The sequence below is a fragment of the Microvirga terrestris genome, assembly GCF_015694425.1.
Taxonomy (GTDB): Bacteria; Pseudomonadota; Alphaproteobacteria; order Rhizobiales; family Beijerinckiaceae; genus Microvirga; species Microvirga terrestris.
The window spans coordinates 377,632-401,110 of sequence record NZ_JADQDN010000003.1; the positions used below are offsets into that span (position 1 = coordinate 377,632).

The window sequence follows — 23,479 nt, forward strand, 5'->3', positions numbered from 1 at the left end:
ACTCCCAAACGATCCCGGATCGCGCCCGTGGCGCGTCCGGGATGACGCCTTATGAAAGCACCATATTCACGGCGCTCTCCGGCAATTCCTTGCCGAAGGAGCGCTGGTAAAACTCGGCCACCAGGGCACGCTCCAGCTCGTCGCACTTGTTGAGGAAGGTGACCCGGAAGGCGAAGCCCGTATCGCCGAAGATCTCGGCGTTCTCAGCCCAGGTGATCACCGTGCGCGGGCTCATGACGGTCGAGAGATCGCCGTTCATGAACGCAGAGCGGGTGAGATCCGCCACGCGCACCATCTTGTTGACGATGTCCCGGCCGGACGCATCCTCCTGGTAGTGCTTCGCCTTGGAGAGGACGATGTCCACCTCCTTGTCGTGCGGCAGGTAGTTGAGTGTGGTCACGATGGACCAGCGGTCCATCTGGCCCTGGTTGATCTGCTGGGTACCGTGATAGAGGCCCGACGTGTCGCCGAGGCCCACCGTGTTGGCGGTGGCGAACAGCCGGAAGGCCGGATGGGGTCGGATCACGCGCTTCTGGTCGAGGAGCGTGAGCTTGCCCGACTGCTCCAGAACGCGCTGGATCACGAACATCACGTCGGGCCGGCCGGCATCGTATTCGTCGAACACGAGGGCAACGTTGTTCTGCAGGGCCCAGGGCAGGATGCCGTCCTGGAAGGCCGTGACCTGCTTGCCCTCTTGGAGCACGATGGCGTCCTTGCCGACGAGGTCGATACGCGACACGTGGCTGTCCAGGTTCACGCGCACGCAGGGCCAGTTCAGGCGGGCAGCCACCTGCTCGATATGAGTCGACTTGCCGGTGCCGTGATAGCCGGTGATCATAACGCGGCGGTTGCGCGCGAAGCCCGCCAGGATCGCCAGTGTCGTATCCCGGTCGAAAAGATAGTCAGGGTCCAGATCAGGCACATGCTGTTCGGCCTGCGAAAAGGCCGGGACTTCCAGATCCGAGTCGATGCCGAAGACCTGTCGCACGGACACCTTCATGTCAGGCGTCAAGGTCGCTGTCTCGGTATGTGCCGTCATAAGGGGCCTCTTGTTCGGATATATGTCGTGAAGATGTCAGGGGTTTCTTAAACCCCATCATCGGATGGTGCAATTTCCTAATAAGCCTATCGGGTCTGCCTGAAAGGATATTGTCTTTAGCAAAGACCGGCACTTTTGAGGGTATCGTGCGCCTTGATGATGTCGCGTAGGCGCTCCTCGAAGGAGCGGTCGCCGCCATTGGCATCCGGGTGGAAGCGCTTCACCAGGGACTTATACTGGGCCTTAATGGCCGGCCCATCGGCGGCCTCATCCAGGCCGAGGATGTCCAGGGCCCGGCGCACCGCCCCCGTATAGCGCGGGCGCTTCGGCTCAGGGGAGGCCCGGCGGGCGCGGGACTGGGTAAAGTCCTCTCCGCGCAGAACTCCGAGCGGATCCACATACTCCCACTCGCGGGGTTCGGCCTTGGCACCCTGGCTCTCGCCAGCGGAATTCACCCCCATGGCCCAGGTCGGCCGGTGGCCGATGATGGCATCCTTCTGGAACGCGGCCACCGCAGTGTCGGACATGCCGGAGAAATAGTTGTACGAGGCGTTGTACTCGCGCACATGCTGAAGGCAGAAGCGCCAGTACTGGCCCTCCCGGTCACGTCCCTTGGGCGCGCGGTATTCGCCCGCGGCTTTGCAGGCGGGATGCTCGCAGACAGGCCCCTTGGTCTCCTGCGGTTCGTCGCCGGAGGACTTAATGCGGATACGGTCGAAAAGAGGCGAGTTGAGATCCATGATTCAGCGATTATGAGTGTCTTGAGGCTTTGAGCCAAGGCCTGAGCGCTTTTGGCCGCAGACCCGTTCAAAAAGGTTTACAGATCAGAATGACCCTCACCCACTGGATCACACAGACGTTGCAGGACAGCCTGCAGCCGACCGAACTGACCGTCACCGACGAATCAGACAAGCATCACGGCCATGCAGGATGGCGGGAGGGCGGGGAAACTCACTTCCATGTTTATATCGTGTCTGAGGCCTTCTCCGGCAAGAGCCGCGTGGAGCGTCACCGCCTCGTGAACGGCACGCTGCAAGGCGCCTTCGACAAGGGCCTGCATGCCCTGGCCATCCAGGCCAAGGCGCCGGGGGAATAACGCATCGTTGGTGTCATTCCCGGCCGGAGGGGAAGGGCATCCATAGTCTTAAGCGTGATCGTGGATCCCTTCCCTCGCTACGCTTAGCCTGAGGATGACGAAGCACTAGGACTTCGTCACTTAATCCGCTCAAGCACGCTGACGTAATTCGCCACCGCAGCGCCGCCCATGTTGAAGATGCCGCCGAGCACCGGGTTCTTCACCTGGATTCCGCCAGCCTCCTCGCAGAGCTGCATGGCGGAAAGCGCGTGCATGGACACGCCTGTCGCCCCGATGGGATGGCCCTTGGCCTTGAGGCCCCCGGACGGGTTCACCGGCAGCTTGCCGTCGCGGTTCGTCCAGCCTTCCTTGACGGCGATCGCGCCCTGGCCGCGAGGGGTCAGGCCCATGGCCTCGTACTCGATGAGTTCGGCGATGGTGAAGCAGTCGTGGGTTTCCACGAAGGACAGGTCGGAGAGCTCGATCCCGGCCTGGGACAGGGCCCGCCGCCAGGCTTCCGCGCAGCCCTCGAACTGGACGATGTCGCGCTTCGACATGGGCAGGAAATCCTGCGCGTGGGCCGTGGCGCGGAATGCGACCGCGCGCTTCATCCGCAGCGCCGTTTCCGTGTCGGCGAGCACCAGGGCCGCGGCGCCATCGGAGACCAGCGAGCAATCGGTGCGCTTCAAGGGACCGGCCACGAACGGGTTCTTCTCGCTCTCGGCCCGGCAGAAGTCGAAGCCCAGATCCTTGCGCATCTGCGCATAGGGGTTGTCGACGCCGTTTTTGTGGTTCTTGGCGGCGATCATCGCCAAGGCATCGGACTGGTCGCCATGGCGCTGGAAATACGCACCGGCGATCTTGCCGAACACACCGGCGAAGCCGCCAGGCGTATCGCCATCCTCGGGAAGGTAGGAGGCCTTGAGCAGGTTCTTGCCGATCTCGGGTCCCGGCGTGCGGGTCATCTGCTCGACGCCCACCACCAGTACCGTCTTGGCGCGCTTGGCCTCAATGGTCTTGATGGCCTGATGCACGGCGGCCGAGCCCGTGGCGCACGCATTCTCGACCCGGATCGCCGGCTTGAAGCGGAACTTGTCGCTCGCCTGGAACACCAAGGAAGCGGTGAAATCCTGCGGGGAGAAGCCGGCATTGAAATGGCCGAGCACCACCTCGTCCACATCTTCGGGCCCGATCCCGGCATGCTCCAGCGCCTCGTTGGTGACGCGGACGATCAGGCTCTCGACGGTCTCGGCGTCGAGCTTGCCGAAGGGAGTGTGAGCCCAGCCAACGATGCAGGCGGTCATGGAGGTCTCCTCAAGGATTGTGCTGTTGTGCACAAAGTGGCGCTCTTTGCGCCATTCAGCAAGTCGGATGCCGTCTTGAGATTGGCGCCAAGCTGCGGTTCATCATGGCGCGAAGCGAATCATGAGGAACAGCCATGCGTCTGTGCGTCTTCTGCGGCTCGAATGCCGGTCAGGATCCTGTCTATCTCGCCTCGGCGCGCGCTCTCGGGGAAACCCTGGCCGCAAGCGGGATCGGCCTGGTCTATGGCGGCGCCTCGGTGGAGCTCATGGGTGCCGTCGCCGATGCCGTTCTCGCCAAAGGCGGCGACGTGATCGGGGTGATGCCGCAGGCGCTGGTGGACAAGGAAATTGCCCATAAGGGCCTGAGCGATCTGCGCGTGGTCGGCTCGATGCATGAACGCAAGGCGCTGATGGCGGAACTGGCCGACGGTTTCATCGCCCTGCCCGGGGGCCTCGGCACCTTCGAGGAGCTGTTCGAGGTCTGGACCTGGGCGCAGCTCGGCTATCACCGCAAGCCCTGCGCGCTCCTGAATGCCGGCGGCTTCTACGACAAGCTGACCGATTTCCTGGATGACGTGGTGGAGCGCGGCTTCGTAAAGCCGATCCACCGCGCCATGCTGATCGTCGAGAGTGACCCGGCAATCCTGATTCAGGCCATTCGTGCTTACGAACCGCCGAAGGTCGACAAGTGGATCAAGGCCAGCGAGCGTTAAGCTCTGTAAGCGCCCACACCTTCGCCGAGTTTCGCGTTGTTCGCCTCACGCACCTTTGCGGCTTCCTCATCATAGAGGAAGGGCAGGAAGGCGAAACGGCGGCCTTTCGTGACCTTTGAAACCGCGTGCAGGAGCGGGCAGGAGAACACCACGGCACCGCCCGGGGGCGCCTTGTAGCTGCGCGGCCCGAACTCCGGAAAACTCACCTCGCCGCCCTCGAAATCGCCGTTGAGGTTGATTGAGACCGCGAAGCGACGATGGGCCGTGCCGCTCGTCGTGTTGTCCCGGTGGGCCCGGAAATGCCCGCCGTCCTCAGACGCATAGCAGGAGACGATGTAGCGCTCCATGCGAGAAGGCTTGAAGAAATGCACCCGCTCGATCTCGGGATTGATACGGCGGATGATGCGGTGCTGCACCTGCCGGATCAAGTTGGGATCGTCGATCGTGTAGTCCTTGCGCCGCTTGTGGCTCGGATCGTGCGCCGCGACGGTCTTGCCGTCGACCTCGCGCATGAAGCCGGATTCCTCACCGCCATGCTGCTCGTAAAGACCGATCAGGTGGCGGCAGAATTCGGGCTCGAACACGTCCGGGATGACCAGGACAGGCGCTGGCAGCTCGAAGCCGGCATAGTGGCTGACCGGCGGCAGGTCGCGCAGGTAGGCCATCACCTTTTCCCGGTCGCTGCCATCCTGTTCGAACGGGAAGATGGCGCGCACGCGCAAGGACGGATTGAGCACCATCCAGAAGCGGCGGATCGGGACAGGTCCCTGCCCCGATTCGACGTTGCGCGGCAGCGCGCCGTAGAGGCGTCCAACCGTGCCGTCGAAATCCCAGAAATGGCGGATGCCCGGGACGATCTGCTTGGCGCGGCCCTCGGACTGATCCGACGGATCGACGCTCACGCCGAAGAGCGCGATCTTGTCGTCGTCAAAGAGGGAGCGGTGCTGATCCTGAAACGACGCCAGGGTCGCATGACCCACCTCGTCCGAGCACATGCCGTAGAAGCACAGGACGATGTAGCGCCCGGCCACCGTGTCGAAGCTGAAGTTTGGATTGCTGGTCGAGTTCTGTTTGAACCACGGAACCGGATCACCCACTTGGAGCACGCGATAGGCAGGTTGTACGAGTTCTGGAGCAGCAGTGTCTGTCATCGGCGATCCGAAATACATCTACAGTTTTTGTAATGTTGTTCGTTATCACGCGACTGCCGCAGCGACAAGCTAACGTTGGGACATGAGGAGGAGGGCTACCCCTCCGAGAATCAACAGCATTCCGGCCAGCTCACGTCTCGTGGTCGCCTGCGCCAGGAAATGGTGGGACACGGCCTGGGCCATCAGCACCTCCACCAGGGCGAGGGTGCGCACATTGGCTGCCGTGGTGAGCGCAAAGCCGATGAACCAGAACTGGGACGCGAGCGCCCCGAGGAAGCCTGCTCCCAAGGATGGACGCCACGCCGCAAAGCTCGCCACCAGCGCCTTGCGATCGAAGATGCCAAGCCAGACAAGCAGAATAGCGGTCTGCAGGCCGAGACCCCAGACCAGGGTGGTGGAAGCCCGGATGAGCGGGGAGCCCCCGTCGAGGGACAGGATCGCGCCGCGGAAGCCGATGGCGGCCAAGGCAAAGAAGGCTCCGGAGGCGATTCCGAAGAAGACAGGCTTGAGGCCGGAAGAGGTCAGGCTCGTGCCAGGCTTCACGGACATGAGCAACACCCCGCCCGTGGCAATCGCGATGGCGAGCGCCATGGCCAAGGTGAGAGGATCGCCCAAGAGCACCAGTCCGAACAGCGCCACCTGCACCGGTTCGGTCTTGGTGTAGGCGGTGACCACGGAGAAGGCGCGCTCCCGCATGGCCGAAAGCATGAGCGCGGTGGCGAGGATCTGCGTCAGAGCCCCCATGAGCGCATAGCCCAGAAAGGCCGCATTGGGAGCGGGTGCCGTTTCACCGGTGACGAGGCTCATTGCCGTCAAGGCCAGGATCGCGAAGGGGAACCCGTAGAGAAACCTGACCTGGGTCGCCCCCACGGTCCCGATCGTCTCAGTCAGCCGGCGCTGGGTGGCGTTGCGACCCGTCTGAGCGGCCGCGGCCGCCAAGGTCACGGGAATCCAGAGAAGGGATGCACTCATATCGATCTTCAATCCGCACGGCTCTTGCCACTCTCTTGCCACGGAATTCGTTAAGAAGGGGAGTTTAAGCAATCAACAAGCGGCCCAACCTAGCCAAGGCCAAGGTTTGGCACTAGAAATAGCCCAGCTGACAGGCGGGGCTGATTGATCCTCTCCTATCGTCGAACGAAGCCAGGGAGTCGTTCCGCATGAACGTTAGCCGTGTCCTCCGCGTGACAGCCTTTGCCCTTGCCGCCCTGATGAGCGGTTCGGCTCTGGCCGCCGGCGGCCCTGCGCTTGTCGTTGAACTCGAATCCGGCCGTGTTCTGCACGCCGAGCGGGCGACCGACCCCTGGTATCCGGCTTCCATCACCAAGCTGATGACGGCCTATGTAGCCCTCGACAAAGTCCGCTCCGGTCAGATGAGCATGGACACGCTTCTGATCGTGTCCGAAGGCGCCGCCTCCCTGCCGCCATCGAAGATGGGCTTCAAGCCCGGCACGGAGATCCGGCTCGATAACGCGCTCAAGATCATGATGGTGAAGTCGGCGAACGATATTGCGGCCACCATTGCGGAGAATATCGGCGGGTCGATCGATGGCTTCGCGGAGCTGATGAACGCCCATGCCCGGCGGCTCGGCATGGTGAGCAGCCGCTTCGCCAATCCCCATGGCCTGCCGGACGAGCGCAACCAGACCTCCGCCCGCGACATGGCGCTTCTCGCCCGCGCGCTGCTGCTGGAGTTCCCGGATCATAAGGACCTGTTCGACATCGGTGCCGTCCAGTTCGGCCGCCGCATCATGCGTAACACCAACGGCCTCATCGGCCGCTATCCCGGCGCGGACGGCATGAAGACCGGCTTCATCTGCTCGTCCGGCTTCAACGTGGTGGCAAGCGCCCACCGCGACGGCCGCCACCTGATCACGGTCGTGCTCGGCGCTCCTTCCGCCAACGAGCGCACCATCAAGGCCGCCGAACTGTTCGACCGCGGCTTCAACAGCAAGGTGAACTTCACCAATCCGGAGCTTGCGGCACTGCCGGCCTCGGCCAATACCAGCCCGCCGGACATGCGCCCGGTCATCTGCGACCGTCGCGGACCGATGCCGCAGGAGGAGGATGCTCCGGCCGTTGCCGAAACCGACAGCAACATTCCGAACCTGTTCTCCTCGGAGGTCATGGCTTTTGCCGGCACTGCCGCCGACAAGCCGGTGCGCACCGTGCTCGCCCCTCGGACCGCCGTGCAGCCGGAGCGGGTCTGGGTCGGCCTGAACCCTCCCAGCGAAGCTGAAATTGCCGCTCAGGCTGCGGCCGAAGCTGCAGCCGAGCAGGCCCGCAAGGTGAAGACCAAGAAGGCGGCGGCTCCCAAGAAAGGCAAGGCGGCAGCCAAGCAGGACGATGCCGCCGAGCAGGACGATACCAAGGCTGCTGAGAACGAGCCCGCAAAGCCTGCAGCCAAGAGCATAGACAAAGGCAAGGCCCCGCCGCGGGTCAGCGTCACCGTCAAGCCGGTGACAGGCGCAAAGCCGGGGGCAAAGCCTGCAACGGATACCAAGGCCAAGGCGCCGCAGAAGGCCGATGCAGCCGGAAAGCCCACGACCAAAACGAACTAAAGCCCCTCTTCAACCCCGAAGAGCGCATCGTTTCAAAATGTCAGTCCAAAGCAAAACCCCGCTGATGATCAGCGGGTTTTTCTTTGCGTCCGGTCGCTTCAGGCTGATTAGATGACGAAGAAGTCTTTGTGGGTGAGGCTGAGCTTCTTCGAGAGAGCAGCAATCTCGACCGCCTTACCCTTCCCTGATCCGTCGGCATCGTAATACAGGACGCCCTTAGCCTTGTCATAGACGAGGTAATCGTTCTTGTCCTTCGCCTTCGAGCCGATGGTGAAAAAGGCCTTGCTGAGCTGGGACGGGTTGTCTTCCGTGCCCTTCTTTCCGAGCTTGGTGAAGACCTTGTTGTCTAGCCAGATCGAGTCGTCCTTGGTCTTGAAGTCCGCGATCTTATCCTTGTTGGTCTTCGCGGCCGCTTTGGTGTCGAACACGAAAATGTCCTTGCCGCCATTGCCCTTGAGCGTGTCGTTGCCCGTTCCGCCCCAGATCTGATCATCGCCGGCACCGGCCTGCAGATCATCTTTGCCGTTTCCGCCTTTCAGCAGGTTGTCAACGTCGTCGCCGACGAGCTTGTCGTTGAAGGTCGACCCGATAATGCCTTCAACGGCGGTCAGCACATCGCCCGCCGCCTCGCCGGCGGCACCAGCCTTCTTGGCCAGATCCACATCGACCCGGCTCTTCGCGGCTGCATAGGACACGAGATCGAGACCCGCTCCACCATCCAGGCTGTCGGCTCCTGCACCTCCATCGAGTGTGTCGGAGCCGTTGTTGCCGTAGAGGCGATCCTTGCCGGCCATTCCCTTCAGTGTGTCGTCGAGAATTGTTCCGACATAATTATCTTCGTCGTTCGATCCGACCCAGTTCACACGCTCAACACGAGGATCGAGCACTTGGGCAGCACTATGGGGCTCTCTATTCCCGTTCAACTCTGTCCATGTGAGCAAAAGCCGACCATCAGCCAAGGCCGAAAGTTGAGGACTTTGGACATCCTGGAAGCCTCCCGTGACGGCTAGGACTTCATCGCCATCGCGTGTGCCATTCGCTCCAAAGGCAACGACGCGAATGGATTGGACGCGAGCAGAAGGCGATCCATCACCGAAATCCCAATCCTCGAATGCCACGGCAAACCCGCCATTCGGCAAGGCAGCAACGGAGGAGAGACGCTGAGATCCTTCGGTTTTGACATTGATCTGGAAGTCGTTCCCGACAGGTGTGCCTTCTGCGGTGAAGATGCGCCCACGAACCGAATTGACGAATGGATCTTCATCGGTTCGACCCGCTTGGGTCCAGACGGCGACAAAGCGTCCATCCGCGAGGGCTGTGATGGAAGGCTGGACTTGGCGGTCGTCACGGGTGCTCGGCAGGATGATGCCATTTTCCGGCGTCACTTCCGCACCATCCGGCGTGTAGATATGAGATCGCAACTCACCGACGCCATCAAAGTATGTCAGAACGACATTGCCGTTTTTGAGCGTGGTGAAGCTCTGCATTTCGTCGCTTGAAAAATTGACTGACTTCTTAGGACCGAGCCGAACTCCGTTCGCATCGTAGCGTTGAATTGTCAGTGTGGGTAATTCTCCGAACACTGTGTTGGTCTGGTATGACAGCATGAAGCCGCCATCTTCCAGCGCCGTGAGAACAGAATTCGCCTGCGCCCCCTCAGTTTCCTGTGTGGCAATAAACTCGCCACTGGAGCTGCGATCAGCTTCATAGACCCGCACCAAGGTATCTGTATTCTCAAATGAGCCATCCGGCGAGCGGCTGTAAGATACGGCAAAGCCACCATCTTTCAGTCCAACGACATCGCTGACTCCGAGACCGGCATTATCGCCCTCTAAAGAGCTGATCAGAAACTCTTCACCAAGTTTGTCGCCATTGGCAAAAAAAACTTGCCCGCGAACAGTGCTGTACCTGGTCACGGAAACGACCTCTCCCGTTTCTGGGTCCTTAACTGTCTCGTTGACTTCTTGAGACCAGACGACAACGAAAGTACCGTCCTTAAGGGTGGCAGCACTGTGCCCCACGGAATAGGATTTAACCGGGTTGATCCTGAAAACCGGCCCTGCAGGAAGAGGTGTGCCCACGGCAAATCCTTTCTTGAACGGTCAGTCCAAGTGAGCAGACTGCCTCAAGCCAAGCTTTCCCTGAGGTGATTGATCTTGCCTACTCTCCGGATAGAGGGTGACCTTAGAGGATGAACACCGCTTCGATCATCATGGTGAACGCCGCCGGAAAAACGATTGCCGGGACATATGGACCTTGCAATCCATGCCCATTCGAGCGAACGGTGCCGCCTCACCGTTGAACCTTGAAATGAATCACCGAACGACCGGCCTGCTCTTCGCCCTCATCTCGGCGAGCCTCTACGGCTTCAACATCGTCTATGCCCGCATGGCCTCCTTTGCGGGTGCAAGCGGCTCGGCGATCGTGGTCTATCGGGTGTTCCTGATGCTGGTGCTGGTGGGCATCGTGGCTGCGGTTATGAAGAAATCGCTGAAGGCTGCCCGGGAGGAGCGCGGCACCCTGCTCGTGCTCGGCGTCGCCACGGCCTTCGTGGGCATCTGCTATCTGTCATCCGTCGCCTATATCCCCGTCACCGTGGCGGCCGTGGTGTTCTATACCTTCCCGATCCTGATCGTGCTTGCGAGCCCCTTCGTAGAGGGCACGAGGCTCACGCCGTCATTATTGAGCGTCGTAGCCGTGGCCACTCTCGGCGTGGCTCTCGTCGTCGGCCCGGCCTTCGGCGATCTCGATTGGCGGGGCCTTGCCCTTGCCTTCGGGGCAAGCATTGCCACGGCCATTCAGTTCTTCGCCGCCGCGCGCTGCCGCAGGACCGGCGTCATGGCCAAGACCTTCTGGATCCATGTGCTCGTCCTGCCCACCGCAGCGCTCATCAGCCTGGCAGCCGGGCAGCTTGCGCCGCCCTCCTCCCTGGCAGCCGCCCCTTTTGCAGTCGCCATGACGATCGGCGGCTACATCTTCGGCTTCGTGCTGCAGTTCCTGGCGCTCGGGCGCATCACGGCGGTGGCAGCCGGGATCATCTACTGCACCGAGCCCGTGGTGGCTGCGGTCTCGTCGGCTCTCATCCTCGGTGAGGTCCTGTCGCCCCTGCAGATTGCAGGCGGGACCCTTGTGCTGGGCGCCATCATGACCAACGTTATGCTGGAGCAACGCCGTCTGAGGGACGCGCCCTTGGTGCCGATTGCGGATTGAACATGATGACGAACAGCCCGATGACCCCTCCCGCCCCCATCCCGCTCACCATCCTCACGGGCTTTCTCGGCTCAGGCAAAACCACCCTGCTCAACCGGCTCCTGAAAGATCCTGCCCTGCAGGACAGCGTCGTGATCATCAACGAGTTCGGCGAGATCGGCCTCGATCATCTTCTGGTGGAGACGGTCGACGAGGGCATGGTGCTGCTCTCCGCCGGCTGCCTCTGCTGCACCGTGCGTGGCGATCTCATCGCGACGCTCGAAGACCTCCTGCGCAAGCGCGACAACGGCCGCATCATGCCGTTCAAGCGGGTGATCATCGAGACGACGGGTCTCGCGGATCCAGCGCCGATCCTGCATGCGGTGCTCTATCATCCCTATCTGTCCCTGCGCTACGCCGTGGAGGGCGTGGTGACGGTGGTCGACGCGGTGAATGGGGCTGCAACCCTCGACAATCACCGCGAGGCGGTGAAACAAGCGGCGGTGGCTGAGCGCATCGTCCTGTCGAAAGCCGACCTTGTGACCGATGGGTCGAAGCTCTCGGAGCTGCGGACTCGTCTGCATCAGCTCAATCCTGGGGCATCGCTCCTGAGCGCGGATGCGCCTGCGGAGGCTGTCATCGCCGGCGGCCTCTTCGACCTTGAAGGCAAAATCGCCGATGTGGCCGAGTGGCTGAAAACGGAAGCGGTCGAGGAGGCTGAACGCAAAAGCCATGCGCACCAGCACGGGCATCATCACCACCATCACGGCCATGACCATCACCATCATCACGATGTAAACCGGCATGATGAGAAAATCCGCGCCTTCTGCCTCACGAGCGAGCAGCCGATCCGTCAGGGCACGCTCGACATGTTCCTCGACCTCCTGCGCTCGTCGCAAGGCGCGAAGCTTTTGCGCGTGAAGGGTCTTGTGGCCCTGGCCGAGGATCCTGAACATCCAGTGGTCATCCATGGCGTGCAGCACGTCATCAACGTCCCGGCCGTGCTGCCGCGCTGGCCAAGCGAGGACCGTCGCAGCCGCATCGTCTTCATCGTCGATGATCTCGAACGCGAGACGGTGGAAAAACTCTGGAACGCGTTTCTTGGAAAGCCTGCCGTTGATCAAGCCGATGCGGCGGCGCTCTCCGACAATCCGCTGTCTCTCCGTCGCTAAGCCGCCATCTGCGAGCGTTGCGCCCAGCCGGTCATGGAGCGCTCCGCATAGGCCGTGATCGCGTACATGATGACGCCGAGCACTGCGAGCACCACGAGAGCGGCCCAGACAAGAGGCACCTCGAAGGCCGCGGAGGCGCGCGTGAGCAGGTTACCGATGCCCACATTCGAAGCGTTCTGCTCACCGATGACGGAACCCACATAGGCAAGCGTGATCGCCACCTTCAACGAGCCGAAGAAATACGGCATGGCGCGGGGCACGCCGACCTTGAACACGATGTCGCGCTTCGAGGCGCCGAGCGCCCGCAGTACGTCCTCCATCTCGGGCTCCACCGTGGCGATGCCTGTCGCGACATTCACCACGATCGGAAAGAATGAGATCAGAAAGGCGGTCATCACCGGCGGCACCCAGCCCACCCCGAACCAGAACACCAGGATCGGCACCACGGCGACCTTCGGGATCGAGTTGAAGCCCACGAGCAGCGGGTAGGTGCCTGCATTGATGAGCCGCGAGGAACCGAGCAACATCCCGAGCAGGAGGCCGAAACCGACCGCAAGACCAAAGCCCGCCAGCGTCATCCAGAGGGTGTGCATGGCGTGATAGGCGAGCTGGTTCCGGTACTCCCACACGGCCCCCATAATCGTCGAGGGAGCCGGCAGGATGAAGCTTGAGATTTTCAGGACGTGGCAGAGGATCTCCCAAAGGACAAAGAACCCGACGGTGAAGACCCACGGCGCGAGGGCAAGCTTGTTCTTGGCTTTCATGGATTCCTCACGCCGCTTGGCGCGCCTGCGCAATGTGTCCGCGCAACTCGTGAACGAGGGCAGAGAATTCCGGCGTGTAGGTGATCTCCAGATCGCGCGGCCGCGGGAACTCGACCTCGCGCTCGGCGACGATGCGGCCGGGGCGCGCGCTCATGCAGAAGATGCGGTCGGCCAGGAACGTCGCCTCGCGCAGATCGTGGGTGACCAGGATGATCGTCACCTTTTGCGCCGCATGGAGGTCACGCATCACGCACCACAATTCCTCGCGGGTGAAGCTGTCGAGCGCGCCGAAGGGCTCGTCAAGCATCAGGAGCTTGGGCTCGTGGATGAGAGCGCGGCAGAGCGAAGCGCGCTGCTGCATGCCGCCGGACAATTGCCAGGGGAACTTGTGGCCCTGCCCCTTTAGGCCCACCTGGGCGAGCAGGCCCTCGGCCTTCGCCACATACTCCGCCTTGTGGCGGCGCAGCCTTGAGCGGTGCGGCTCCACGATCTCCAGCGGCAGCAGGATATTGTCGAGGGTCGTGCGCCAGGGCAGCATGGTCGGGTTCTGGAACGCCATGCCAGCCAGTTTGACAGGAGCTCCCACTTGCCTGCCGTCCACGATCACGGTCCCCTCGACGGGAAACTGCAAGCCGGTGGCGAGCTTCATCAGGGTGGACTTGCCGCAACCCGAGGGGCCGACGATGGCGGCGAATTCGCCTTCGTTCACCTTGAGGTTCAGGTTTTGAACCGCCGGCAGGCCGTCCTCGGCCCGCGCATAGACGTGGGTCACATCGTGGATGTCGACAAAGGGTTTCATGAGAGCCGTTGAGCCAAAAGAAAAAGCCCGGCTGGTTCACAGCCGGGCTCGTATGATCAGTTCACTTTGCGCTGGTCGGCAGCAGGCAAGAACTGCTCCGTGAACACCGCATCCACTTCGGGCTTTGCCTTGTAGGCGAAGGTCAGGCCGATCTGGTCGAGGGCCTTGGCGAAGCGGGCTTTGTCGATTCCGCCATAGCCGTTCTCTTTCACCCAGGGCGTGATCATGTTCTGCTCCAGCACCATCTTGAGGCGCTCGAGCTCCACGTCCTTCTTGGCGACGTCGTTTCGCTTGATCACCGAGTCGACGGCGCTTGACGGGTCCTTCACCGTGTCCTGCACACCCTTCATAATGGCGCGCAGCAAGCCCTTCACGGCCTCAGGTTTTTCCTGCGCAAATTTCTGCGAGACGATGATCGTATTGCCGTAAAGATCGACGCCATAATCGCTCATGAGCATGACGACAATATCGTCCGCTGGCACGCCGCGGGATTTCAGATTGATGTAGGACGACATGGAGAAGCCGAAGACTGCATCGACCTCGCCCTGCGCCAGCATGGGCTCGCGAACCGGGAAGCCCACGTTCTCGAACTTCATGCTGGAATCGTCGATCTTGTTCACGGCCTTGAAGATCGGCCACTGCGCGTAGGCGCCATCGGCCGCGGGAGCGCCGAATTTCTTGCCTTGGAGGCTCGACACCTCCTTGCTGATGCCCCGGCTTTTGCGGCCGATGAGGGCGAAGGGCGGCCGGTCATAGATCACCATTACGGCCTTGATATCGGTGCCGGGATTCTCGTCGCGAAAGCGTACAAGGGAGTTCACGTCGCCGAAGCCCACGTCGTAGGTGCCTGACGCCACGCGGGAGATCGGCTCTCGGGAGCCTGCCGCAGGATCGATGGTGACGTCGAGGCCCTCGGCCTTGAAATAGCCCTTGTCGAGGGCCACCGCGAAGGGCGCTGCCGGACCTTCCCAGCGCCAGTCCAGGGAGAATCGCACCGGGGTCTGAGCCTGGACGGCGGAGCCGAGAAGCAGGGCGGCGCCCGCCAGCATACCTCTGATCCACCTTGCTTTCATCGAACGATCCGCCAACATCACCGTCACCTCTGTTTTTATGGTCGGGAGCCTTTCGGCTTCCCTTTGGCCAGCTCCCTTGTTCTTGATCATGCAAGCAGATCGGTGCTTCGGGTCAAGTCTCTTGGCCAAGCATCCCTGCCGGCAAGACGGGCATCTGACAAAAAGTTGAGCAGAAGTTCTGTGAATCGAGACCCTTGACGGGCTCAAGAGCTCTCCCCACCTTGGTCCCATCGGCGACCGGGCCCCTCTGGCAGGACGCAACCGCGACTGCGATGTCGGAGCCGATGCTTGAACTTAAAGCAATCAAAGGTCCGGTTATGCCAGAATTCCTGCTCATGGAATGGCTGGGAAAGCCCGTCTGGATGTGGACGGCTTTCCTGAGCCTTGTCGTTTTTCTCCTCGCCTTCGATCTCGGTGTCCTGAACAGGAAGGACAAGGAGCTCGGCGTGAAGGAGAGCCTTCTCCTCTCTGCCTTCTATATCGGTATCGCGACACTCTTCGGCGCCTATATCTGGTGGTCGTTCGAAACCGGCCTGCTGGTGACCCAGGATGGCAGCCATGCGGGCATCGCCTACTTCACGGGCTTCTTCATCGAGAAGTCCTTGTCTATCGACAACGTCTTCGTGATCTCGCTGATCTTCAGCTACTTCGCGATCCCTCGAAAATACCAATACCGCGCCCTCGTCTGGGGCATCGTCGGCGTCATCGTCCTGCGCGGCATCATGATTGCCGTGGGCGCTGCACTGGTACAGGAATACGCCTGGATGCTCTACATCTTCGGCGCCTTCCTCATCGCGACGGGCATCAAGATGCTGATCGTTCCCGAGGGCGATCCCGACATCGAGAAGAACGCGCTCGTTCGCTTCCTGCGCAAGCACATGCGGGTGACGAACCGCCTTCACGACCAGCACTTCTTCGTGCATGAGCCCGATCCGAAGACAGGCAAGATCCTCACCTGGGCGACGCCGCTCTTCCTGGCCCTCGTGGTGATCAACGTCGCCGACCTGATCTTCGCGGTGGATTCGGTGCCGGCGATCTTCGCCATCACCACGGACACGTTCGTGGTCTACACGGCCAATATCATGGCGATCCTCGGCCTGCGCGCGCTTTACTTCGCCCTGGCCGCCATGGTGCACCGGTTCCACTACCTGAAATACGCCCTGGCGCTGGTGCTCGTATTCATCGGCGGCAAGATCTTCTGGAACCAGCTCGTGGGCAAGCTCGATCCCACGATCTCGTTGGGCGTCACCCTCGCCCTGATCACAGGCGGCGTGGTGTTCTCCCTCTGGAAGACGAAGGACGAGCCGAAGGAGGTTTCGAGCTAAAGATCCTTCTACGTCATCACCGGCTTTGTGCCGTTGATCTCGATTGAGGAGCGCTTCTTCGATCAAGATGGTCGGGCTTGTCCCGGCCATGACGCGTGCAGGTGTCACACCGGCAAAATCCCGTCGCTCTTCACCTCTTCCATCACCGCGTAGGTGCGGGTCTCCTTCACGCCTGGGAGCGCGAGAAGGATCTCGCCGAGAAAGCGGCGATAGGCGGCCATGTCGGCCACGCGGGTCTTCACCAGATAATCGAAGCCGCCGGCGACCATGTGGCATTCCAGAACTTCAGGTGCCCGCTTCACCGCCTCGGCGAATTTTTCAAAGACATCAGGTGTCGTCTTGTCGAGAGAGACCTCCACGAAGACCAGGAGGCCTAAGCCGAGCCGGTGCGGGTCGAGCCTTGCCCCGTAGCCGGCGATGAAGCCCTCCCGCTGCAAGCGTTTGACCCGGTCGCTGGTGGAGGTGGGCGACAGCCCGACCTTTTCCGCCAAGTCCACGGTGGCGATGCGGCCATCGGTCTGGAGGGCTTTGAGGATCTTGCGATCGGTACGGTCCAAGTCCGGCATTTTCACGGTCTTTCAAAAGAATGACCGTCTTTCCTAAGGCAGATCCATTGATTTTGCCATCGAAGCACGCCTCTTGGCCACCTATATTCCGGGAAACATCCAGAGGATCTTTCGATGCGTCCTTCCCCCAGCACCGCCCTGCCCTTCAACCCACCCTATGCGGAAGACGACAAAGCCCTCGCCGCCCGCCTTCTCGCCAGCTCCCGCCTGTCGCCGGAGCGGGAGAAGCGTGTGGACGCGCAGGCCACGCGGCTGATCGAGGCGATCCGTGCCAAGGGTGGCGGGCTCGGCGGCGTCGAGGAGATGCTGCGGGAATATGCGCTCTCTACCAAGGAGGGACTGGCCCTCATGGTGCTGGCCGAGGCCCTGTTGCGGGTGCCGGATTCCGCCACGGCCGACCGGCTCATCGAGGACAAGCTGGGCCAGGCCGATTTCGCCGGCCATGAATCGAAGTCCGACGCCTTCCTCGTCTCGGCCTCGGCCTGGGCGCTCGGCATCACCGCGCGGGTCATTCAGCCCGGCGAGACGCCGGAGAGCATTCTCGGCCAGCTCACCAAGCGCCTTGGGGTTCCGGCCGTGCGAACCGCCACGCGCCAGGCCATGCGGGTCATGGGCAACCACTTCGTGCTCGGCCAGACCATCGAGGAGGCCCTGAAGCGGGCAGGTTCCTCGAAGGGACGGGTCTATCGTTATTCCTTCGACATGCTGGGCGAAGGCGCCCGCACCGCCGACGATGCGCGCCGCTACTTCGATTCCTACGCGTCGGCCATCGACGCCATCGGCCGATCCGCCGGCAACGAGCCCCTGCCGAACCGTCCCGGAATCTCGGTGAAGCTCTCGGCCCTGCATCCGCGCTACGAAGCGACGAGCCGGGAGCGGGTCATGCGTGAACTCGTGCCACTGGTGATCGAGCTGGCTCGACAAGCCAAGTCCTATGATCTCAACTTCACCGTCGATGCGGAGGAGGCTGACCGGCTCGAACTCTCGCTCGAGGTGATCGAGGCCGTGCTGGCGGATCCGTCGCTCGCCGACTGGAAAGGTTTCGGGCTTGCCATCCAATCCTACCAGAAGCGCGCCGGCTCGATGATCGATGCCATCGCGGCCATGGCGGAGAAATTCGACCGCCAGCTCATGGTGCGCCTCGTGAAGGGCGCCTATTGGGACACGGAGGTGAAGCGTGCCCAGGAGCGCGGGCTCGACGATTACCCGGTCTTCACCCGCAAGGCGATGACGGATCTTCACTACATGGCCTGCGCCGAGAAGATGCTGTCACTTCGTCCACGCATCTACCCGCAATTCGCAACCCACAATGCGCTCACCGTCGCGTCCATCATCGAGCGCGCCGGCGGTACGGAGGGCTACGAGTTCCAGCGCCTGCACGGCATGGGCGAGGCGCTCTATGCGCGCCTCCTGGAGGATAATCCGGGCCTTGCCTGCCGCGCCTATGCGCCGGTGGGCGGCCACCGCGATCTCCTCGCCTATCTCGTGCGCCGTCTTCTGGAGAACGGTGCGAACTCCTCCTTCGTGTCCGTGGCGGCCGATCCGAACATGCCGGTCGAGGCGCTTCTGAAGCGTCCCGCCGACATCATCGTGTCCGCCGACAAAGCGCGTCATTCGAAGCTCCCGCTGCCGCGCGATCTTTATGGTCCGGAGCGCGCGAATTCACGCGGCGTGGAGTTCGGCCACCAAGCTTCTCTCGATGCGCTTGTGGCAGAGATCGGGAAGAGCGCGCAGCAGAGCTTTAAGGCCGAGCCGCTGATTGACGGCAAGGCGGCCTCGGGCACGTCCCGCCCGGTCGTCAGCCCCATCGACGGCAGCACGGTTGCAGGCCACGTGACGGAAGCCTCACCGGAGGTGGCGGATCGCGCCATGGCGGCGGCTCACAAGGGCTTTGCAAGCTGGAGCCGCATGGATGCGGACACCCGCGCCAAGGCATTGCAGCGCGCGGCCGATCTATTGGAGGAGCGGCGTGGGGCGCTGCTGCACCTGCTGCAGGTGGAAGCAGGCAAGACTTTGGACGATGCGCTCTCCGAGGTGCGCGAGGCAGTCGACTTCCTGCGCTACTACGCCGTTCAGGGACGCACTCTCTTCGGCGGGGGTGACTTGATGCCGGGGCCGACCGGCGAGAGCAATGTACTGCGCCTGCGCGGCCGTGGCGTGTTCGTGGCGATCTCGCCCTGGAACTTCCCGCTCGCCATCTTCCTCGGCCAAGTGAGCGCGGCGCTCATGGCCGGTAATGCGGTTGTGGCCAAGCCCGCCGAGCAGACGCCGCTGATCGCGGACCTCGCCGTGCGCATCCTGCACGAAGCCGGCGTGCCGAAGACAGCCCTTCATCTCGTGCCGGGTGACGGACGCGTCGGTGCCCGTCTTGTCGAGCATAAGAACGTAGCCGGTGTGGTGTTTACCGGCTCGACGGAAGTCGCCCGCATTATCAACCGCACGCTGGCGAACAAGGACGCGGCCATCGTGCCGTTGATCGCCGAGACCGGCGGCATCAATGCCATGATCGTCGATGCCACGGCCCTGCCCGAGCAGGTCGCGGACGATGTAGTGACGTCTGCCTTCCGTTCCGCCGGCCAGCGTTGCTCGGCCCTTCGCCTTCTCTGCGTGCAGGAGGATGTGGCGGATCGCATGATCGAGATGATCGCCGGCAATGCCCGCGAGCTGAAGCTTGCCGACCCACGCGAGATCTCGACCCATGTGGGCCCGGTGATCGACCGCGAGGCGAAGGATAAGCTCGATGCGCACATCGCCAGCATGAAGCGTCAGGCGAAGGTGCATTACGCCGGCGAAGCACCTGCGACCGGCACCTATGTGGCGCCGCATATCTTCGAACTCAACAAGCCGCACGATCTCGCCCAGGAGGTGTTCGGGCCGGTGCTGCATGTGGTCCGCTACAAGGCGGATCGCCTGGAGGAGGCGCTGCAGGCGATCGAGGGGACGGGCTACGGCCTGACGCTCGGCGTGCATTCCCGCATCGATTCGACAGTCGAGCGTGTGGTGGAAGCCCTGTCTGTGGGCAACGTCTATGTGAACCGCAACATGATCGGCGCCGTGGTCGGCGTGCAGCCCTTCGGCGGCCACGGCCTCTCCGGCACGGGCCCCAAGGCGGGCGGTCCGCACTACCTCCTGCGCTTCGCCACCGAACAGACTGTGACAATCAACACGGCAGCGGCCGGCGGCAACGCGAACCTCATCGCCATGGGGGAGTAGTGCTCCACACCTGAGTCATTTGCTCGATGTCATCGCCGGCCTTGTGCCGGTGATGACCTGGGTAGGCTATTGCTGGAATACGAAAGTCCTCACCTTCTCCCAAGGCCCGCCGCGATACCACCACAGGTCCAGCCCTGTTCCTGTGACCTCGAACGGCTGAAATCCTTCTTTCAGGTCCTCCAGCAGAGCCCTTGCTTGTGTTGGATCGACCTTGTTCTGCACCGTCACATGCGGATTATGGTTCTGCCGGTCCTGTGGCTTGAGCCAGTCATTCCATCCTAACGCGAGATGACGACGCACCCTGCTTAGCTCAGAAGATTCAAGCGCATAGGCGACCCCGCGCCCGAGGGAGCGCAAGCCTGTCACATCGAGTTTGAAAGGTTGCTGACCGGAGATCGTAGTCTCGATGTCGTTTTGGATAGCTGCAAGCTGCTCGCCTGGCAGAGCATGAAACAGCGTCAGATGCGCCGGGATGAAGTTTCTCCCAGGGGGAAAGTAGCGCCGCCGCTGCTCGTCGAAGAAGGCGAAGGAGCGCTCGTCGAGCTGGAGCGTGAGGATGAGCGCCGCTGGTGTGTTCATAAATAGAAAAACCCGGCTCGGGGCCGGGTTGTTTCAGATCTCAAGCCGTCGATCGCTTTAGAAGTTCAGCGCCGCCTTGGCTTCGCGCAGCTGTGCGATGGCCGACTCGGCCGCCTGCTTGGTGGCCGGTTCGTTGCTGGCATCGTAGTGCATCTCGGCCGTCAGGATCTCGTGATCGAGGATCTCCTGGGTCAGTTCCTCCTCAGGCAATGCCCGCTCGGCCAGGACCGTGAGGCCGTTCTGGTTTACGTCGGCGAAGCCGCCGCGGACCAGGATGCGCCGTCCATTGCCGGGCGTGCTGGTGATGACGAGGAACCCGGTCTTGAGGGCCGTCATCACCGGCGAGTGGCCGGCCAGAACCGTCATGTCGCCCTCGGTCGCCGGCAGCACGACCGCATCCACGTCGCCGGAGAACAGCACGCGCTCAGGAGAGACGAGTTCGAAGTTGAAGGTAGCCATCTATCTGAGCTCCTCGTCATCCCGATCGTGATCGGGAGTCGTTTGGGAGATACGCTTAGACGCGATCATCCCGGAGCGTGCAAGCACGGCTCCGGGATGAAGCGAGACTTGATTTAAGCAGCTTCGGCAGCCAGGCGCTGGGCCTTCTCGACGGCTTCCTCGATGGTGCCGACCATGTAGAAGGCAGCCTCGGGGAGGTGGTCGTACTGGCCATCGACGAGACCCTTGAAGCCCTTGATGGTGTCTTCAAGCGCCACGAGCTTGCCGGGCGAGCCGGTGAACACTTCCGCCACGTGGAACGGCTGGCTGAGGAAGCGCTCGATCTTGCGGGCGCGGGCCACGGTGAGCTTGTCCTCCTCAGAGAGCTCGTCCATGCCCAGGATCGCGATGATGTCCTGGAGCGCCTTGTAGCGCTGCAGCACCTGCTGGACCTGACGGGCGGTGTTGTAGTGCTCGTCGCCGACGATGGCGGCGGACAGCATGCGCGAGGTCGAGTCGAGCGGATCCACGGCCGGGTAGATGCCCTTCTCGGCGATCGAACGCGACAGCACGGTCGTGGCGTCGAGGTGGGCGAAGGAGGTGGCCGGGGCCGGGTCGGTCAGGTCGTCGGCGGGCACGTAGATGGCCTGCACCGAGGTGATCGAGCCCTTGGTGGTGGTGGTGATGCGCTCCTGCAGGGCGCCCATGTCGGTGGACAGGGTCGGCTGGTAGCCCACGGCCGAAGGAATACGGCCGAGAAGCGCCGACACCTCGGAGCCTGCCTGGGTGAAGCGGAAGATGTTGTCCACGAAGAACAGCACGTCCTGGCCCTGGTCGCGGAAGTTCTCGGCGACGGTGAGACCCGTCAGAGCGACGCGGGCGCGGGCGCCCGGGGGCTCGTTCATCTGGCCGTACACGAGGGCGCACTTGGAGCCGGCAGCGGAGCCGTTCTCACGCGGGTCGACGTTCACCTTCGACTCGATCATCTCGTGATAGAGATCGTTGCCCTCGCGGGTGCGCTCGCCGACGCCGGCGAACACGGAGTAGCCGCCGTGGGCCTTCGCGACGTTGTTGATGAGCTCCATGATGAGCACGGTCTTGCCGACGCCGGCGCCGCCGAAGAGGCCGATCTTGCCGCCCTTGGCGTAGGGAGCGAGCAGGTCGACGACCTTGATGCCCGTGACGAGGATCTGACCCTCGGTGGACTGCTCGGCATAGGAAGGAGCCGGCTGGTGGATGGCGCGGGTGCTTTCACCGACGATGGGGCCAGCTTCGTCCACCGGCTCGCCGATGACGTTCATGATGCGGCCGAGGGTGGCGGTGCCGACCGGCACGGAGATCGGGGCGCCGGTGTCGGTGACCGGCTGGCCGCGGACGAGGCCTTCGGAGGTGTCCATCGCGATGCAGCGCACAGTGCTCTCGCCGAGCTGCTGCGAGACTTCGAGAACGAGGCGGTTGCCGTTGTTCGAGGTCTCGAGCGCGTTCAGGATCTCCGGCAGGTGGCCTTCGAACTGCACGTCGACGACGGCGCCGATGACCTGCGTGATGTGACCGGTCGCCTTGCGGGCTGGGGTAGCGGTATTGGCCATGATTGGCTCCTCTCGGATTTCGTCAGAGCGCCTCGGCGCCCGAAATGATTTCGATCAGTTCCTTGGTGATCATCGCCTGACGCGACCGGTTGTAGGTCATCGTCTGCTTCTTGATCATTTCGCCCGCGTTGCGGGTCGCACTGTCCATGGCGCTCATGCGGGCACCCTGTTCGGAAGCGGCGTTCTCCAGCAGCGCGCGGAAGATCTGCACGGTGAGGTTCCGCGGCAGGAGAGTCGTCAGGATCTCGCCTTCGTCGGGCTCGTAGTCGTAGACCGCGTCGGACGAAGTGCCGGTGGCCTCGATCTGAGCCGGGATGATCTGCTGCGCGGTCGGGATCTGGGCGATCACCGAGCGGAAGCGCGAGTAGAACAGCGTCGCCACATCGAACTCGCCAGCCTCGAAGCGGGCGAGCACCTTCTGGGCGATCATGTCACCCTGCTCGAAACCGAGCTGGCGCACGGAGCGCAAGTCGATGAGCTCGATGATCTGCTGGACGAACTGGCGACGAAGAATATCGTAGCCCTTCTTGCCGACGCAGATGATCTTGACCGTCTTGCCCTCGGCCATGAGCCGGTTGGCATGATCGCGGGCAAGACGCGCAATCGAGGAGTTGAACGCACCGCAGAGACCACGCTCGGCGGTGCAGACGACCAGCAGGTGAACGCGGTCGGAGCCGGTGCCGGCCAGCAGGCGCGGCGTCTCGGGTCCGACAATCACGCCGGACGCGATGTTGCCGAGCACCGCGGCCATGCGCTCCGCATAGGGGCGCGCGGCCTCCGCCGCGGTCTGCGCACGGCGCAGCTTCGCGGCGGCCACCATCTGCATGGCCTTGGTGATCTTCTGCGTCGCCTTGACCGAGGCGATGCGGTTACGAAGGTCTTTTAAGCTCGGCATCGAGCGGCCCTACCCTCTCCGGAAATCCGGCTGG

General features: G+C 62.7%; 21 protein-coding genes. 7 read left to right on the top strand and 14 right to left on the bottom strand.

The annotated features are described in order from the left end of the window. Positions 1 to 49: 49 nt before the first annotated feature. Both cobS and I2H36_RS08795 read right to left on the bottom strand, forming a co-directional pair. Positions 50 to 1,039 (bottom strand): cobaltochelatase subunit CobS, encoded by a 990-nt coding sequence (gene cobS, locus I2H36_RS08790; RefSeq protein WP_196263506.1) that lies wholly within the window; start codon positions 1,037 to 1,039, stop codon positions 50 to 52. Between the two features lie 116 nt (positions 1,040 to 1,155). Further along, positions 1,156 to 1,779: a J domain-containing protein gene (locus I2H36_RS08795; protein WP_196263507.1), complete on the bottom strand. Its 624-nt coding sequence runs from the start codon at positions 1,777 to 1,779 to the stop codon at positions 1,156 to 1,158. Between the two features lie 89 nt (positions 1,780 to 1,868). On the opposite strand from I2H36_RS08795, the gene I2H36_RS08800 reads away from it, so the two are divergent. Next, positions 1,869 to 2,135, top strand: a complete 267-nt coding sequence (locus tag I2H36_RS08800) for a BolA family protein (protein WP_196263508.1) — start codon at positions 1,869 to 1,871, stop codon at positions 2,133 to 2,135. Between the two features lie 116 nt (positions 2,136 to 2,251). Here the strand turns inward: I2H36_RS08800 and I2H36_RS08805 are convergent, their stop codons facing one another. Continuing rightward, positions 2,252 to 3,418 (bottom strand): acetyl-CoA acetyltransferase, encoded by a 1,167-nt coding sequence (locus tag I2H36_RS08805; RefSeq protein ID WP_210331006.1) that lies wholly within the window; start codon positions 3,416 to 3,418, stop codon positions 2,252 to 2,254. 134 nt (positions 3,419 to 3,552) lie between these two features. Between I2H36_RS08805 and I2H36_RS08810 the strand changes: the two genes are divergently transcribed. Next, a complete protein-coding gene (locus tag I2H36_RS08810) occupies positions 3,553 to 4,131 on the top strand; it encodes an LOG family protein (RefSeq protein WP_196263509.1) in 579 nt (192 codons plus the stop codon). On the opposite strand, the gene I2H36_RS08815 is transcribed toward I2H36_RS08810, so the two are convergent. Both I2H36_RS08815 and I2H36_RS08820 read right to left on the bottom strand, forming a co-directional pair. Further along, positions 4,128 to 5,282, bottom strand: a complete 1,155-nt coding sequence (locus I2H36_RS08815) for a 2OG-Fe(II) oxygenase (RefSeq protein ID WP_196263510.1) — start codon at positions 5,280 to 5,282, stop codon at positions 4,128 to 4,130. The two genes, I2H36_RS08810 and I2H36_RS08815, sit on opposite strands and share 4 nt — an antisense overlap. 69 nt (positions 5,283 to 5,351) lie before the next feature. Then, positions 5,352 to 6,254: a DMT family transporter gene (locus tag I2H36_RS08820; protein WP_196263511.1), complete on the bottom strand. Its 903-nt coding sequence runs from the start codon at positions 6,252 to 6,254 to the stop codon at positions 5,352 to 5,354. A 188-nt stretch (positions 6,255 to 6,442) separates the two neighbouring features. On the opposite strand from I2H36_RS08820, the gene I2H36_RS08825 reads away from it, so the two are divergent. Next, positions 6,443 to 7,843, top strand: a complete 1,401-nt coding sequence (locus I2H36_RS08825) for a D-alanyl-D-alanine carboxypeptidase family protein (RefSeq protein WP_196263512.1) — start codon at positions 6,443 to 6,445, stop codon at positions 7,841 to 7,843. A gap of 107 nt (positions 7,844 to 7,950) precedes the next feature. On the opposite strand, the gene I2H36_RS20325 is transcribed toward I2H36_RS08825, so the two are convergent. Beyond that, positions 7,951 to 9,924 (bottom strand): calcium-binding protein, encoded by a 1,974-nt coding sequence (locus I2H36_RS20325; protein WP_196263513.1) that lies wholly within the window; start codon positions 9,922 to 9,924, stop codon positions 7,951 to 7,953. 229 nt (positions 9,925 to 10,153) lie between these two features. Between I2H36_RS20325 and I2H36_RS08835 the strand changes: the two genes are divergently transcribed. Further along, positions 10,154 to 11,053, top strand: a complete 900-nt coding sequence (locus tag I2H36_RS08835; RefSeq protein ID WP_196263514.1) for a DMT family transporter — start codon at positions 10,154 to 10,156, stop codon at positions 11,051 to 11,053. A gap of 2 nt (positions 11,054 to 11,055) precedes the next feature. After that, on the top strand, positions 11,056 to 12,204 hold the full coding sequence (locus tag I2H36_RS08840; protein WP_196263515.1) for a CobW family GTP-binding protein: 1,149 nt from the start codon (positions 11,056 to 11,058) through the stop codon (positions 12,202 to 12,204). On the opposite strand, the gene I2H36_RS08845 is transcribed toward I2H36_RS08840, so the two are convergent. From I2H36_RS08845 to I2H36_RS08855, 3 genes are read right to left on the bottom strand one after another with little or no spacing between them, the layout of a single operon-like run. Continuing rightward, positions 12,201 to 12,968: an ABC transporter permease gene (locus I2H36_RS08845; RefSeq protein ID WP_196263516.1), complete on the bottom strand. Its 768-nt coding sequence runs from the start codon at positions 12,966 to 12,968 to the stop codon at positions 12,201 to 12,203. The two genes, I2H36_RS08840 and I2H36_RS08845, sit on opposite strands and share 4 nt — an antisense overlap. A 7-nt stretch (positions 12,969 to 12,975) precedes the next feature. Then, the gene (locus I2H36_RS08850; protein ID WP_196263517.1) at positions 12,976 to 13,767 is read right to left on the bottom strand and encodes an ABC transporter ATP-binding protein; all 792 of its coding nucleotides are present in this window, start codon (positions 13,765 to 13,767) and stop codon (positions 12,976 to 12,978) included. Between the two features lie 56 nt (positions 13,768 to 13,823). After that, positions 13,824 to 14,816, bottom strand: coding sequence for an ABC transporter substrate-binding protein (locus tag I2H36_RS08855; protein WP_246718710.1), 993 nt, complete (start codon positions 14,814 to 14,816; stop codon positions 13,824 to 13,826). A gap of 341 nt (positions 14,817 to 15,157) precedes the next feature. Between I2H36_RS08855 and I2H36_RS08860 the strand changes: the two genes are divergently transcribed. Next, complete coding sequence (locus I2H36_RS08860; RefSeq protein WP_196263519.1) at positions 15,158 to 16,165, top strand: TerC family protein; 1,008 nt, start codon at positions 15,158 to 15,160, stop codon at positions 16,163 to 16,165. Between the two features lie 104 nt (positions 16,166 to 16,269). Here I2H36_RS08860 and I2H36_RS08865 read toward each other — a convergent pair whose 3' ends face one another. Then, positions 16,270 to 16,731: an Lrp/AsnC ligand binding domain-containing protein gene (locus I2H36_RS08865; RefSeq protein WP_196263520.1), complete on the bottom strand. Its 462-nt coding sequence runs from the start codon at positions 16,729 to 16,731 to the stop codon at positions 16,270 to 16,272. A gap of 114 nt (positions 16,732 to 16,845) precedes the next feature. Here I2H36_RS08865 and putA point away from each other — a divergent pair, with 114 nt between their 5' ends. After that, positions 16,846 to 19,944 (top strand): bifunctional proline dehydrogenase/L-glutamate gamma-semialdehyde dehydrogenase PutA, encoded by a 3,099-nt coding sequence (gene putA, locus I2H36_RS08870; protein ID WP_196263521.1) that lies wholly within the window; start codon positions 16,846 to 16,848, stop codon positions 19,942 to 19,944. Positions 19,945 to 20,010: 66 nt separating this feature from the next. On the opposite strand, the gene I2H36_RS08875 is transcribed toward putA, so the two are convergent. From I2H36_RS08875 to I2H36_RS08890, 4 genes are all read right to left on the bottom strand, one after another. Further along, complete coding sequence (locus tag I2H36_RS08875) at positions 20,011 to 20,523, bottom strand: 2'-5' RNA ligase family protein (RefSeq protein ID WP_196263522.1); 513 nt, start codon at positions 20,521 to 20,523, stop codon at positions 20,011 to 20,013. A 57-nt stretch (positions 20,524 to 20,580) separates the two neighbouring features. Then, positions 20,581 to 20,982 (bottom strand): F0F1 ATP synthase subunit epsilon, encoded by a 402-nt coding sequence (locus I2H36_RS08880; protein ID WP_196263523.1) that lies wholly within the window; start codon positions 20,980 to 20,982, stop codon positions 20,581 to 20,583. A gap of 113 nt (positions 20,983 to 21,095) precedes the next feature. After that, positions 21,096 to 22,550: a F0F1 ATP synthase subunit beta gene (gene atpD, locus I2H36_RS08885; RefSeq protein WP_196263524.1), complete on the bottom strand. Its 1,455-nt coding sequence runs from the start codon at positions 22,548 to 22,550 to the stop codon at positions 21,096 to 21,098. A 22-nt stretch (positions 22,551 to 22,572) separates the two neighbouring features. Further along, positions 22,573 to 23,445, bottom strand: coding sequence for a F0F1 ATP synthase subunit gamma (locus tag I2H36_RS08890; RefSeq protein WP_196263525.1), 873 nt, complete (start codon positions 23,443 to 23,445; stop codon positions 22,573 to 22,575). Between the last annotated feature and the right edge of the window lie 34 nt (positions 23,446 to 23,479).

Coding starts and splice junctions, on each gene's coding strand:
- I2H36_RS08820 (WP_196263511.1), bottom strand. CDS start 6,254: ATGAGTGCATCCCTTCTCTGGATTCCCGTGACCTTGGCGGCCGCGGCC.
- I2H36_RS08875 (WP_196263522.1), bottom strand. CDS start 20,523: ATGAACACACCAGCGGCGCTCATCCTCACGCTCCAGCTCGACGAGCGC.
- I2H36_RS08795 (WP_196263507.1), bottom strand. CDS start 1,779: ATGGATCTCAACTCGCCTCTTTTCGACCGTATCCGCATTAAGTCCTCC.
- I2H36_RS08810 (WP_196263509.1), top strand. CDS start 3,553: ATGCGTCTGTGCGTCTTCTGCGGCTCGAATGCCGGTCAGGATCCTGTC.
- I2H36_RS08880 (WP_196263523.1), bottom strand. CDS start 20,982: ATGGCTACCTTCAACTTCGAACTCGTCTCTCCTGAGCGCGTGCTGTTC.
- I2H36_RS08855 (WP_246718710.1), bottom strand. CDS start 14,816: ATGCTGGCGGGCGCCGCCCTGCTTCTCGGCTCCGCCGTCCAGGCTCAG.
- I2H36_RS08865 (WP_196263520.1), bottom strand. CDS start 16,731: ATGCCGGACTTGGACCGTACCGATCGCAAGATCCTCAAAGCCCTCCAG.
- I2H36_RS08860 (WP_196263519.1), top strand. CDS start 15,158: ATGCCAGAATTCCTGCTCATGGAATGGCTGGGAAAGCCCGTCTGGATG.
- I2H36_RS08815 (WP_196263510.1), bottom strand. CDS start 5,282: ATGACAGACACTGCTGCTCCAGAACTCGTACAACCTGCCTATCGCGTG.
- I2H36_RS08800 (WP_196263508.1), top strand. CDS start 1,869: ATGACCCTCACCCACTGGATCACACAGACGTTGCAGGACAGCCTGCAG.
- atpD (WP_196263524.1), bottom strand. CDS start 22,550: ATGGCCAATACCGCTACCCCAGCCCGCAAGGCGACCGGTCACATCACG.
- putA (WP_196263521.1), top strand. CDS start 16,846: ATGCGTCCTTCCCCCAGCACCGCCCTGCCCTTCAACCCACCCTATGCG.
- I2H36_RS08825 (WP_196263512.1), top strand. CDS start 6,443: ATGAACGTTAGCCGTGTCCTCCGCGTGACAGCCTTTGCCCTTGCCGCC.
- I2H36_RS08845 (WP_196263516.1), bottom strand. CDS start 12,968: ATGAAAGCCAAGAACAAGCTTGCCCTCGCGCCGTGGGTCTTCACCGTC.
- I2H36_RS08850 (WP_196263517.1), bottom strand. CDS start 13,767: ATGAAACCCTTTGTCGACATCCACGATGTGACCCACGTCTATGCGCGG.
- I2H36_RS08835 (WP_196263514.1), top strand. CDS start 10,154: ATGAATCACCGAACGACCGGCCTGCTCTTCGCCCTCATCTCGGCGAGC.
- I2H36_RS08840 (WP_196263515.1), top strand. CDS start 11,056: ATGATGACGAACAGCCCGATGACCCCTCCCGCCCCCATCCCGCTCACC.
- I2H36_RS08890 (WP_196263525.1), bottom strand. CDS start 23,445: ATGCCGAGCTTAAAAGACCTTCGTAACCGCATCGCCTCGGTCAAGGCG.
- I2H36_RS08805 (WP_210331006.1), bottom strand. CDS start 3,418: ATGACCGCCTGCATCGTTGGCTGGGCTCACACTCCCTTCGGCAAGCTC.
- cobS (WP_196263506.1), bottom strand. CDS start 1,039: ATGACGGCACATACCGAGACAGCGACCTTGACGCCTGACATGAAGGTG.